Source organism: Bacteroides sp. D2 (genome assembly GCF_025147085.1).
GTDB lineage: Bacteria > Bacteroidota > Bacteroidia > Bacteroidales > Bacteroidaceae > Bacteroides.
The window spans coordinates 6817576-6831057 of sequence record NZ_CP102261.1 but is presented as its reverse complement, the minus strand read 5'-3'; the positions used below and the strand labels follow the sequence as shown (position 1 = coordinate 6831057).

Below are 13482 nucleotides of genomic sequence, written 5' to 3'. Positions count from 1 at the left end.
AAATATGACTTAATAAATATAACTACTATGGAATCTAAACTTTTTAGTCCGGTCACTTTTGGCCCTTTGACGTTGCGGAACCGGACAATCCGTTCGGCAGCTTTTGAGAGCATGTGTCCGGACAATACTCCTACGCAGATGTTGCTGGATTACCATCGTTCGGTAGCTGCGGGAGGAGTGGGTATGACAACAGTGGCCTATGCCGCTGTGACGCAAAGCGGACTTTCTTTCGACCGTCAGTTGTGGTTGCGCCCCTCTATTATTCCCCGTTTGCATGAATTGACAAAAGCTGTGCACGATGAAGGTGCAGCAGTGGGTATACAAATCGGACATTGTGGAAATATGTCCCATCGGAATATTTGTGGTGTCACTCCTATATCCGCCTCTTCGGGTTTTAATCTTTACTCTCCTACGTTTGTGCGTGGAATGGAAAAGGAGGAGTTGCCGGAAATGGCACAAGCGTATGGAAATGCAGTCAATCTGGCGAGAGAAGCAGGATTTGACGCTGTTGAAGTACATGCAGGACATGGATATCTGATTAGTCAGTTCCTTTCTCCATATACCAATCATCGGAAAGATGAATACGGTGGTTCGCTCGAAAACCGGATGCGTTTTATGGACCTGGTGATGGAAGAAGTGATGAAAGCGGCAGGCAATGATATGGCTGTTTTCGTGAAAATGAATATGCGTGACGGTTTCAAAGGAGGCATGGAGATTGACGAATCGATACAAGTGGCCAAACGTCTATTGGAACATGGCGTTCATGGATTGGTGTTGAGTGGAGGCTTTGTGAGCCGTGCACCGATGTATGTGATGCGGGGTGCCATGCCGATCCGTTCGATGTCTTACTATATGAATTGCTGGTGGTTAAAATATGGGGTTCGTATGTTTGGTAAATGGATGATACCCTCTGTGCCTTTTAAAGAAGCATATTTCCTTGAAGATGCACTAAAATTCCGGGCAGCTCTTCCGAATGCGCCGCTGATTTATGTCGGAGGTCTTGTTTCCCGCCAGAAAATAGATGAAGTGCTCAATTCCGGTTTTGATGCCGTGCAGATGGCGAGAGCTTTGCTCAACGAACCGGGATTTGTAAACCGGATGAAAAAGGAGGAACAGGCACGCTGCAACTGTGGACACAGTAATTATTGCATCGGTCGTATGTATACGATAGAAATGGCTTGTCATCAACATTTGAAAGAACAAATCCCTTTGTCTTTGCAAAAGGAGATTGATAAATTGGAGAAAAAATGAGTGAAATGAAATGGGCGATTATCACCGGTGCAGACGGAGGAATGGGGACAGAAATAACACGTGCCGTAGCCAAAGCCGGTTATCGAATCATAATGGCATGTTATAATCCGAAGAAAGCGGAGCTTGTTCGCGAACGTTTGAGCAAGGAAACCGAAAACCCGTATTTGGAAGTAATGGCTATTGATTTGTCTTCCATGCAATCGGTAGTTTCTTTTGCCAACCGGATATTGGAAAGAAACCTTCCCATTGCTCTGTTAATGAATAACGCCGGAACGATGGAGACAGGTTTTCATACTACTTCAGATGGGTTTGAGCGAACGGTAAGTGTGAACTATATGGGACCTTATCTGCTTACCCGGAAATTGGTTCCGCTGATGGTGCGTGGAGCGCGTATCGTCAATATGGTTTCCTGTACATACGCAATTGGTAAACTTGATTTTCCCGATTTCTTTCACAGAGGAAAAACGGGGTGTTTTTGGAGAATTCCTGTTTACAGTAACACCAAACTGGCTTTGTTACTATTTACTTTCGAACTCTCCAGGCAACTTAGTGAGAAAGGAATCACCGTCAATGCCGCTGATCCGGGAATTGTTTCTACTAATATCATTACGATGCATAAGTGGTTCGATCCGTTGACGGATATTCTTTTCCGTCCTTTTATCCGCAAACCGAAGAAAGGCGCTTCTACGGCAGTCGGTTTATTGTTGGATGAAAAGGAAGCAGGCGTGACAGGACAACTGTATGTCAATAACCACCGAAAAAACTTGTCTGATAAATACACGAATCATGAGCAGAAAGAGCAGTTGTGGGAGGTGACGGAACGGTCGTTAGCGCAGTGGCTGACATGATTCATTATGACATTTTTCGAATTCAGTTGTCATTATTTCTTTGATCTGTTGGATCTCATCGCTTAATATCGAGTTTTTCCGATGTCCGATGTAGAGTGTATTTTTCATCTCTACATATCCTTTCCACAGGCATATAATATCTCCTCGTTCTATAGAATCCCGGCAGACAGAATGAGGCATAAGTGCCAGGCCGACACCTTTTTCCAGACAGCGGAGAATGGTATTCTTGTCAGGCATCACATAATTGGGTGCGAAATCGCTCTCTTTTTTGAAATTGAGTTTCCAAAAACGCGCCCATATATTTTTTTCATTGCTGTACCAAAGTTGAGATTGTAACCACTTTCTTACCTGACCCTTATTCTCAATATCCAGCTGCTGGAATTGAGAGATATCGGTTTCTTTTCCTGCAGCGACGATAAATTCGGAGGTTCCGAGAACTTGATATGAAATATTGTGAATGGGCGTTTCGGTTGAAGTGATGATAATGTCTACCGAACCGCTTTCCAGAAGCTCACTCAATTTGTCGTTGTCTCCGAATTGTACGATGAGATTAAAATCTAAATCGGCGATATGAGGAGCTATTAGTTGAGAAAATAGTCCCGAATATACTCCAAGGCAAAGAGTCATTCTCTCTTTTCCACTTCTCTTGCGGACGCTGTTTTCTACTTCTTCCAGTTTGGTGAGTGAGTAACATATTTGCCGGTATAGCATTCTTGCTCGTTCATTGGGAATCATTTTCCGGGTGTTACGTTCAAATAACGGATGTCCGATATAATTTTCCAGTGAACTTAAATGCAGGCTGACGCCAGGTTGAGAGATATTCAACTCTTTGGCGGCATCGCTCATCGTTCCTGTATCAAATATAGCCTTAAAGGTTCTGAACCACTCCAGGTCTGCTCTCATCTTGTCTTATTTATTAGAAAAGTTTGGGTGATACCAAATTTTTATGATTTTTATAATTAATGCTTGTTATATACTTTTGCACCCGCAAATATAATTCTTATTTAGAATAAATAAAAATATGAATCGGGTGAAAAAGATTGTTTGTTGTAAAATAAAGAGGATAACAGGTCTACTACTGTTGATGTTAATTTTCTCTCTGTCAGCTTATTCGCAGCATGGGAAGGGAGTCATGATATCGGGTCGAATAATATCTACGGAAAAAGAAATAGTTGATTTTGCTACTGTTCACCTGAAAGGGACTGGTTTCGGCTCTGCTACTAACCGTGAGGGGCTTTATCATATTAAAGCTCCCGGTGGCGAATATACATTAGTCGTTTCCGCTATGGGATATAAAACGATAGAAAAGAAAGTGGTTTTAAGAAGGGGAGAACGGATAAAGATGAACTTTACCATCACTCCTGATGTGAAAGAGCTTAGTGAAGTCGTGATTTCTACTTCCGGAGTGAACCGGGTGAATAAATCAGCTTTTAATGCTGTAGCGATTGATGCAACCAAACTTCATAATAGTACGCAGGATTTAGCCAGTGCTTTAACGAAGGTGCCTGGTGTGAAGTTGCGTGAGTCAGGCGGGGTGGGTTCGGATATGAATCTTTCTTTAGATGGAATGAGTGGAAAAAACATCAAGTTATTCATTGATGGAGTGCCGCAGGATGGAGTAGGAGGCTCGTTCAGCCTGAATAATATTCCGATTAATTTTGCAGAGCGTATCGAAGTATATCGTGGTGTGGTACCCGTTGGCTTTGGTACGGATGCTTTGGGCGGTGTGATAAATATTGTCACCGGAAATAAGCGGCGTACATTTGTCGATGCTTCATATTCTTATGGATCTTTCAACACCCATAAATCGTATGTGAATGTGGGACATACGGCTGATAATGGGTTTACTTTCGAAATCAATGCTTTTCAGAATTATTCGGATAATAATTATTGGATTGATACTCCGGTGGAACATTATGATGAAGTGGTAGATGAAGATGGCTGGGTATCCGGCTGGGATTCGGAAAAAATAGAACGGGTGAAACGCTTTCACGACACTTATCATAATGAGGCTGTTGTGGGTAAAGTGGGGCTTGTGAATAAACCGTTTGCCGACCGTTTGATGCTTACCTTTACCTATTCGCAAAATGATAAGGAAATCCAGAACGGTGTTGTACAGGAAATTGTATACGGACAAAAACGGCGGAAAGGCCATTCATTTATGCCTTCGGTGGAATACCGGAAAAGAAACTTATTACTCAAAGGTCTGGATGTGAACCTGACTGCAAACTATAATCGTAATATTACTCAAAATATTGATACGGCAACTTATGAATATAACTGGCTGGGACAAATGCGGTATAAAAAAGGTAAGTTGGGCGAGCAGAGTTATCAAGACTATAAATCAAGTACCGATAACTGGAACGGTACCTTTACTGCCAATTATCATTTGGGTGAAAGCCATGCTTTCGTGCTTAATCATGTGTTGATGGGGTATGAGCGTAAACCTACTTCTTCTGCTAATATAACAGATGCTACGGGTGCCGCCCAGTATAGCAAAATTGAAAAGAAATCAAGGAAGAATATCACAGGACTTTCTTATCGTTATAGTCATAAGGATTTGTGGAATGTTTCTGTGTTTGGTAAATACTATAACCAGTACAGTAGTGGGCCGAGAAATACCAACAATGATGATACTTCTTCCAACAATAGAGTCAGTTATGAAGAGTCTGCCGGTAGTACCGGAGCCTTTGGCTATGGGATAGCTGCTACATATTTGTTTTTGGATGGATTTCAGGCAAAGTTTTCGTATGAAAAGGCGTTACGCCTTCCTACAGCCGATGAATTGTTTGGTGATGATGATATGGAACTGGGAGATGCAGGATTGAAACCGGAACACAGTCATAACGTAAATGCGAGCTTGTCTTACTCACACGAATTTGGAAAACATTCTATATATGTCGAAGGAGGATTTGTGTATAGAAATACGAAGGATTTTATCCGGCGTTTGACCGGAACGTTTTTGGCAGGTTCATCACAATATGCAGCATACATGAACCATGGACGTGTAAGAACAATGGGCTGGAATGCGGAAGTACGCTATAATTATTCTAAATGGTTTTCTATCGGTGGAAATTTCACCGATTTGAACACGCGTGATTACGAGAGGTACGGATTGAATGGGAGTGAATCGACTACCTATAAAGTAAGGATGCCGAATATTCCTTATTTGTTTGCTAACGTAGATGCTTCCTTTTATGCGCATCATCTTTTTGGAAAGGGCAATTTACTGACAGTAACGTATGATAATTATTATGTGCATGAATTTCCTCTCCATTGGGAAAATCATGGGGCTTCCAATAAAAAGGGAGTACCAAGTCAGTTTTCTCATAATCTTAGTTTGGTTTATAGTCTGAAGAACTCCCGCTACAACTTTTCTCTGGAATGTAAGAACTTTACAGATGAGAAGCTTTATGACAACTTTAGTCTACAGAAAGCCGGTCGTGCTTTTTATGGGAAAATCAGATATTATTTCAACAGATAAAAAATGAACAGGCTCTTTGAGCTTAATCTTTAAATATTAGTCAATTTTTAATAGGAACAAAAAATGGTAAGAAAGAATTTTTTATGGATGCTTGCAGTGTCTATGGTTATGGGATTGACAGTTTTGTCTTGTAGTGATGATGAGCCGGGAAATCAGAGAGACGACGGCGAGGGAACAGGTAGTGACTCTCCCAAATATGGGGTCAATTTTACCCTTATTGATTCGGATCAGCAGAAGTATAAAACTTCCACTCTGGTAACCGAAGATTTGGTTGGAAACGGAGAATATTTTACCGTATCCGGCTTTGAATCCATAGGTGATAAAGTGTATACAGCCTTGTGTCCGTTGGGTTTCAGTGATTATGGAATTGAGTCGGGAGCAGCAGAGGGATATGAAGACCTGATTGCGGAAGATGAAGAAACCGGAGAGAAGTCAATAAGTGCAACTGTACACCCTAATCAAGTTTGGATTGGAATTTATGACGGAATTAATAATTTTGATAAGAAGCCGACTATCATCACTGATAATCGTATCAGCTATGCAACTTCACGTTATCGTTCTCAATTCTACCCAACTATTTGTGCGGCAGATGACGGTTATTTGTATGTCTTCTCAAACAGTGTAGCAAAGAGCCAAAGTAATGAAAAAAATAAAACGACTCTTGATGCAGGAGTGCTTCGTGTCAACACAACAACTAACGAGTTTGACAAGTCTTATTATTTTAATATAGAAGATGCGGCAAATGCTACATTTGGAAAGAAACTCTCTTTCTTCCAGGTATGGCATATCACAGGTACTAAATTTTTGTTGAGAATGTACGCTACAGAAGGAAAATACGATTCTACGAGTGATGCAAAAATGATGGCAATTTTTGATTCTCAAAGCGGAACTTTAACTAAGGTGACCGATTTCCCGGCTGCTGAAGAATTGGCGGATATGGGAAGATTTGTTTATGTTGAAAATGGTAAAGCCTATATTCCGGTCGTATTCCAGAAATCTGCTTCGGGTTCATCTACAGTTCAACAACCCGCCATTTATATTATTGATGCTACGGCTGCTAAGGCTACTAAGGGGGCGACTGTTCAGGCTGACGGAGGTATTACCGCTATTTGTAAAATGAATAATGGGACGTTGGAGAAATATGTAATTGCTGCTGCGAGTTCGGAAGCCTCTTATTTGGTTCCGGCAACAGAAGCGGAAATAAATGATCCGGATGCTGTATTAACTATTAAAGTGGAAGGTGGTAGTACAGAAACGGATGCTGCAACTCATTGGCTCTTCCCTAATCAAAAATATGCATACGGTTTGGGATACCGTCAAGGTGATGCCGGAGTTTCATATTCTTTCGAACTGAAGAGTGACGGTACATTGGGCAAGCGTTCGGCAGAATTTACCATGCCGCGTTTTACGGCATTCGGAACTAGAGATCAATATTTGATTCTGGGTGCTGCTGCTGAAACAAGTTTATAAAACAGTATAAAAATAGATAAAGGCCGGTTCTCTCTCTTCTTTTTTAGAGGGACTGGCTTTTTACCACTCCAAATACAATGAAGAAAATTTTCAGACAAATACATTTGTGGCTTTCCGTCCCTTTCGGACTGATAATTACTCTTATCTGTTTCTCCGGTGCTATGCTGGTATTCGAGAATGAGGTAAATGAGTTGTCCCGTCCTGCACTTTACTATGTAGAAACAGTAAAAGAGGAACCTATTCCTATCGATAAGTTACTTGAAAAAGTGGCAGCGACATTGCCGGACAGTGTATCTGTGACCGGTGTTAGCATTTCTTCTGATCCCGGGCGTACTTATCAGGTCAATCTTTCCAAACCACGCCGCGCATCTTTATATGTAGACCAGTACACGGGTGAAGTAAAAGGAAAAAGTGAGCGCAGTAGTTTTTTTACGTTTATGTTCCGGATGCACCGCTGGCTGTTGGATAGTATGAAACCGGGAAATGATGGAATATTTTGGGGCAAGATGATTGTAGGTGTCAGTACACTGTTATTGGTTTTTGTATTGATCTCGGGAATCGTTATTTGGTGGCCTCGTACACGTAAGTCTTTGAAAAACAGTCTAAAAATAACAGTAACAAAAGGTTGGAAAAGATTTTGGTATGACTTGCACGTGGCGGGAGGAATGTACGCCCTGATTTTTCTGTTAGCTATGGCATTGACGGGATTGACATGGTCCTTTCCGTGGTATCGGACAGCTTTTTATAAAGTCTTCGGGGTAGAAATGCAAGAGCATACCTCCCAAGGACATGAACAGAAGGGTAATCTCCAAAAGGGAGATGTCAGACTGGCACATCAAGAAAAGAAGAGAGAAGGCAATGATACACAAAATGGTGAAAGAACTGGGCGTCCGAAAGGTCGGAAAGACAATGGAGAACATGGAGAGAGGCCACATAATGGTAAAGAACAATTTGGAAATCATAAAAAAGATAGAGAGCATGCCGGAAATCAGGAGGCTGGAGAATATCCACGAAGGCGGTTTGACAGTAAGGAATATCCGGAAAACGATCACAGTAATCGGTATTCTGTGGCTTCGCCATTCGCTTACTGGCAGGAAGTGTATGATAAACTAAGGTATCAAAATCCGGAATATAAGCAAATCAGTGTTTCTTCCGGTACGGCAAGTGTATCTTTGAACCGTTTCGGAAATCAGCGTGCGTCTGATCGTTATTCTTTTAATACGGATACTGGTGAATTTACAGAAACAACTCTTTATCAACATCAAGACAAGTCGGGAAAAATTCGCGGTTGGATTTATTCAGTACATGTCGGCAATTGGGGAGGGATGTTTACCCGTATACTTGCTTTTATTGCTGCTTTGATTGGGGCTGCATTACCACTGACCGGCTATTATTTATGGATAAGGAAATTCATCAGGCAATTAATAGGTACGAAGAAATAAAGGCTGTATAATGGTAGGCCATTGTCAATAATGGCATCTTTATTTCTATTCCGATTTTGAGCAAAATCATACGATTTTGTTTAGAATACATTGTGATTTGTACTCTTTTTATCGTCAATCTGTCAGAGTAACACTCAAGTGGTTGAATATCACTTCTATATAGCCTGACAATAGATGTTGATAATAGGCTGACAATAAAACATATATACTTTTATTGTCAGCGCTGACTCCTTATCAGGTAGCTTGTTTGCAGGCTGATAAAGTGGGGGGGATAGGAAAAGAAACTGGTATAGTTACGTTGGGATACCGGTATTGTTCTATTAAAGTATCGCAGGGAAAACGCATTATACTCTTTCCTTAATCTTTTATACATTTATCTTACACCAATATTGTCTTTTCATCTTATTAATAAGATATTTATCTTTCATTTACAATATTATTTGAGTACATTTACGTGATTATAAATCACAATTAAAATGAAGCAAGAAACTAAAAGAAAGATTGAGATCAGCAACCTACATGAATTTGCTGATTCATTAATATTGATAGATAACCGGATAGACCGTTGTAAAAAACATCAGGCCAGTACCATTGTTCTTATTGCAATTTCTGCTGTTATATGTGGCGCTGATACTTGGAATTCAATAGAAGACTTTGGTAAAAGTAAAGAATCTTTTTTTGCAGCCAAGCTTTCCAATTTTAATGGTATCCCTTCCCATGATACATTTAATCGCTTTTTCTCGGCATTAGATCCTTTAAAATTTGAAGAATCTTATAGGCAATGGGTCCAAAGCATTCTCAAATGTTATTCGGGGCATATAGCCATTGATGGTAAAACCATACGAGGAGCCTATGAATCCGAACAGGACAAGCGTCATCGTAAACAAGGAGTGCTTCCTGATTCGAATACGGGAAAGTACAAATTGCATGTCATCAGTGCATTTGCAACAGAACTGGGAATCTCCCTTGGACAGTTATGTACACAAGAAAAGGAAAATGAGATAGTTGTCATTCCTGAATTATTAGATATGTTGTGTATAAAAGATTGTATTATTACAATTGACGCTTTAGGATGCCAGCGTACAATTGCAGAGAAAGTCATAAAGGGAGAAGGTGACTACATTTTTATAGTGAAAGATAATCAACCGAAATTAAAGGAAATAGTACTGTCAGTAACAGAAAGTATTGTATCAAAAGGTACAACAGTACGATTTGACAAATATGAGACGCATGAAGAAGGACATGGCAGGAATGAGTCGAGAATCTGCTATTGCTGCAACGATCCTGGTTTTCTGGGAGCAGATATTAGAAAGAAGTGGAAAAATATACAGTCTTTCGGATATATAGAGAATACCAGAAATACAAACAAAGGCACTACAGTGGAAAAAAGATGTTTTATATCTTCCTTGGAACCTGATGCGCAGAAGATACTTAAAAATAGTAGAGAACACTGGGAAATTGAGAATAATCTACATTGGCAGCTAGATGTCAATTTCCATGAAGATAATACCAGAAGAAGAAATATATCAGCATTAAACTTCTCCGTACTGGCGAAAATTGCATTGGCTACATTAAGAAACAACAAAAGAGAGATACCAATCAATAGAAAAAGATTAATAGCAGGGTGGGATAATGAATTCTTATGGGAACTTATTTTACATGATTTATAATGCGTTTTCCCTGTAAAGTATCGGTATCATTAATTTCCCACGGCCGTGACAAGATCTTCCCACGGCCGTGGTAGGAACTCTTCACGGCTGTGGGAAGAAGCTACCACGGCCGTGGTGAATTAGCTATATCGGCATCCTAATCGAACAATAGTTACTGTATGATGGAAGTATTGCAGTTGTATAACGGTAGTTTAATGGATATTTGTCACGAAAGGTAAGTAGCACTGGAGGATGGGATTCATATATATGAACGCACTTGGTGTTGTAGTTGTCGTTCATCTCTATCATATTATATAAATAAAAGAGCCATGAATAAATGGGTTACTCCATCATTCACAGCTCTTTATCGTCGTATATCAGTAAAAATAAACTCTTTAGAATAAAAAAATTAGATCGAAAGCTCTTTCAATACAGTAACAAGATCTCTCTTGATAGGTTTGTCATTCTTAATAGCCTTGCTGAATGGTACGTAGACGATTTCGTCGTGTTCGATTCCGATCATAACATTACGTTGATCTTCCATAATAGCATCGATAGCAGCAGCACCAAGGCGGCTTGCCAGGATACGGTCGTGAGCGGTAGGGCTACCACCACGTTGCAGGTGACCTAAAATCGTCACACGTACATCATATTGCGGATATTCGTTTTTCACACGTTCGGCATAATGCATGGCTCCTCCTGTCAGTTCGCTTTCGGCTACCAATACAATGCTACTGTTTTTTGATTTGCGGAATCCGTTTTTGATAAACTCTTCCAGTTGGTCGACTTCCGTACTGAATTCCGGAATAATGGCAGCTTCCGCACCCGAAGCGATAGCTCCGTTCAACGCAAGGAAACCGGCATCACGTCCCATAACTTCAACGAAGAACAAACGTTCATGTGAAGTGGCTGTGTCGCGAATCTTATCTACGGCATCCAATATGGTATTCAATGCAGTATCATATCCGATGGTCGTATCTGTACCATAAAGGTCGTTGTCAATAGTTCCCGGCAGTCCGATACATGGAACATCAAATTCCTGTGCAAAGATACGCGCACCTGTCAGTGAGCCATCTCCACCAATGATAACCAAAGCATCGATGCCTTCTTTTTTCATGTTGTCATAAGCCAACTGACGACCTTCCGGAGTCGTGAACTCCTTACAACGTGCTGTTTTCAGGATAGTACCACCCAACTGGATGATATTACTCACATTCTGACTCTTGAATTCTTTGATTTCACCTGTAACCAGACCTTTATATCCTCTGTATATACCTTTAACTTGCAATCCATTGTAGATTGCTGCACGTGTCACTGCACGTATAGCAGCGTTCATTCCCGGAGCATCACCTCCGGAGGTCAAAATTCCGATACACTTAACTGTTCCCATATAACAATCTCTCATTAATTAGTTTGACGCGGCAAATGTACAACAAAAAGTTGAAAGCAGTGGTTATGAAGTTTTTTTTCGTAAGAAGAAAACATTAAAAATGTTCAAATGACCTTTTTCCGCTTTCCTTTTATTCGTTCATGTTACTTTGCCGTTTCCTTATGTTGCTTTGCTATTATTCTTTGTCAGAATAAAGCTGTTATTCTTTGATGAGCGTTCGAATGTGATTGTAAATCTTCTCCATCAACCATTTAGGAGTAGAAGTTGCACCACATACGCCAATTGAATTTACGTTTTGAAGGAGAGAAGGATCTATTTCTTTCTCGTTATCTATCAAATGTGAATTGGTATTCACCTTCAAACATTCTTCGAATAGCATTTTTCCGTTTGAACTCTTTTTGCCGCTGACGAAAAATATCAAATCGTGTGTAGCCGCAAATTCCCGGAGCTTAGGCATCCGGTTGGCAACCTGACGACAGATAGTATCGTAATATTCGAAAGTCGCCTCCGGTGAAATATGTTGCTTGAAGTATTCCACGATTTCCTGAAACTCGTCCAGTGACTTGGTAGTCTGTGAGAAAAGACGGATGCTTTTGTTTAAATCCAACTTTTTGGCTTCTTCTGCCTTTTCGATGACAATTGCTTTTCCATCTGTTTGACCCACCAATCCCAGCACTTCAGCATGACCGCTTTTGCCGTATATGACAATTTGTTTTTCTTTGTCACTGTCTGCCAGATACCCTTGTCTGATGCGTTTTTGCAAACGTAATACTACCGGACAGGTCGCATCGATAATTTCTATATTATTTTCACGGGCAATCATGTAAGTTTCCGGTGGCTCTCCGTGTGCGCGAAGCAATACTTTGGCATTCTTCAGTTGCTTGAATTCTTCCCGGTTGATCGTGATTAATCCCATCGTTTTAAGTCTTTCCACTTCCCGGCTATTGTGTACAATATCTCCGAGACAATAGAGAGTTTCTCCCTTTGCCAACTCCTCTTCTGCCTTATGAATGGCTGTCACCACACCAAAGCAGAAGCCGGAACCTTCGTCTATCTCTACCTTGATCATAAAGCAAACTATTTACTTACCTTATTAAATTGTCCGAAAAGCCATTTCTTTTGCTCTTCAATCGATAAGTGGGTGTTATCCAGAAGCAAAGCATCTTCAGCTTTGCGAAGTGGACTTACTTCCCGATTCTGGTCGATATAATCCCGTTGTTTCACGTTTTCCAGAATTTCGTCGAAGCTGGCTTCCTGTCCTTTTGCTTTCAGCTCGTCATAACGACGTTGAGCACGGATTTCGGGAGTAGCGGTTACAAATATTTTCAGTTCCGCATCCGGGAAAACGGTAGTTCCTATATCCCGGCCATCCATGACAATGCCCTTTTCCTTTCCCATTGCCTGTTGCTGCGCCACCATTTCTTCACGTACGAAGTCAAGTGTACTGATAGGGCTCACTTTGGAAGAAACCTCCATTGAACGGATTTTATTCTCCACATTCACGCCGTTCAGATACGTGTCGGGACGTCCGGTTTCCTTATTCAGCTGGAAAGATATACGAATGTTCTTGATTTCTTTTTTCAGTTTCTCCGTATCGATCACGTCTCCGTTGAAAATCCCGTTCTCTATACTATATAAAGTGACCGCACGATACATGGCTCCGCTGTCAATGTAAATGTAACCCACTTCGCGGGCAAGATCTTTGGCCATTGTGCTTTTTCCACAAGAGGAAAAGCCATCGATTGCAATTGTTATCTTTTTCATATTCAGTTCATCTGATTTGTCCGCCAAAGATACGGTAAATTTGAAAATCAACCATAGCTTTGCCGTTAAAAGGAGCAAGACAAGTACGAAAGAATTAAAAAAGTTAAAAAGCCAGATAAAAAGAGGTGAAGAGGGGAATGAATCTATGAAAATGTACTATATTTGCCCAGAGACACATGGAAGA

General features: G+C 40.8%; 10 protein-coding genes. 6 read left to right on the top strand and 4 right to left on the bottom strand.

The genetic code is table 11. The features are described 5' to 3' along the window. The first annotated feature begins 27 nt into the window (after positions 1 to 27). Both NQ505_RS25765 and NQ505_RS25760 read left to right on the top strand, forming a co-directional pair. Positions 28 to 1251 carry an NADH:flavin oxidoreductase gene (locus NQ505_RS25765; protein WP_008998826.1) on the top strand — a complete coding sequence of 408 codons (1224 nt, stop codon included), beginning with the start codon at positions 28 to 30 and terminating at the stop codon, positions 1249 to 1251. Next, positions 1248 to 2099 carry an SDR family oxidoreductase gene (locus tag NQ505_RS25760; protein WP_008998825.1) on the top strand — a complete coding sequence of 284 codons (852 nt, stop codon included), beginning with the start codon at positions 1248 to 1250 and terminating at the stop codon, positions 2097 to 2099. The genes NQ505_RS25765 and NQ505_RS25760 overlap by 4 nt, the downstream gene beginning before the upstream one ends. On the opposite strand, the gene NQ505_RS25755 is transcribed toward NQ505_RS25760, so the two are convergent. Next, positions 2079 to 3002, bottom strand: a complete 924-nt coding sequence (locus NQ505_RS25755; RefSeq protein ID WP_008998824.1) for a LysR family transcriptional regulator — start codon at positions 3000 to 3002, stop codon at positions 2079 to 2081. The two genes, NQ505_RS25760 and NQ505_RS25755, sit on opposite strands and share 21 nt — an antisense overlap. Before the next feature lie 118 nt (positions 3003 to 3120). Here NQ505_RS25755 and NQ505_RS25750 point away from each other — a divergent pair, with 118 nt between their 5' ends. The 4 genes from NQ505_RS25750 (at position 3121) to NQ505_RS25735 (ending at position 10165) form a co-directional block, all read left to right on the top strand. Continuing rightward, positions 3121 to 5583 carry a TonB-dependent receptor gene (locus NQ505_RS25750; RefSeq protein WP_008998823.1) on the top strand — a complete coding sequence of 821 codons (2463 nt, stop codon included), beginning with the start codon at positions 3121 to 3123 and terminating at the stop codon, positions 5581 to 5583. A 63-nt stretch (positions 5584 to 5646) separates the two neighbouring features. Beyond that, on the top strand, positions 5647 to 7053 hold the full coding sequence (locus tag NQ505_RS25745; protein WP_008998822.1) for a DUF4374 domain-containing protein: 1407 nt from the start codon (positions 5647 to 5649) through the stop codon (positions 7051 to 7053). Between the two features lie 77 nt (positions 7054 to 7130). Then, positions 7131 to 8495: a PepSY-associated TM helix domain-containing protein gene (locus NQ505_RS25740; protein ID WP_008998821.1), complete on the top strand. Its 1365-nt coding sequence runs from the start codon at positions 7131 to 7133 to the stop codon at positions 8493 to 8495. Positions 8496 to 8971: 476 nt separating this feature from the next. After that, positions 8972 to 10165 carry an ISAs1-like element ISBaov2 family transposase gene (locus tag NQ505_RS25735; protein ID WP_004296414.1) on the top strand — a complete coding sequence of 398 codons (1194 nt, stop codon included), beginning with the start codon at positions 8972 to 8974 and terminating at the stop codon, positions 10163 to 10165. Positions 10166 to 10553: 388 nt separating this feature from the next. Here the strand turns inward: NQ505_RS25735 and pfkA are convergent, their stop codons facing one another. From pfkA to cmk, 3 genes are all read right to left on the bottom strand, one after another. Next, entirely contained in the window at positions 10554 to 11534 is a 981-nt protein-coding gene (pfkA, locus tag NQ505_RS25730) for a 6-phosphofructokinase (RefSeq protein WP_004297914.1), read from the bottom strand. Positions 11535 to 11733: 199 nt separating this feature from the next. After that, positions 11734 to 12603: a 4-hydroxy-3-methylbut-2-enyl diphosphate reductase gene (locus NQ505_RS25725; RefSeq protein WP_008998817.1), complete on the bottom strand. Its 870-nt coding sequence runs from the start codon at positions 12601 to 12603 to the stop codon at positions 11734 to 11736. 8 nt (positions 12604 to 12611) lie between these two features. Then, complete coding sequence (cmk, locus tag NQ505_RS25720) at positions 12612 to 13298, bottom strand: (d)CMP kinase (protein WP_085938542.1); 687 nt, start codon at positions 13296 to 13298, stop codon at positions 12612 to 12614. Positions 13299 to 13482 lie beyond the last annotated feature (184 nt).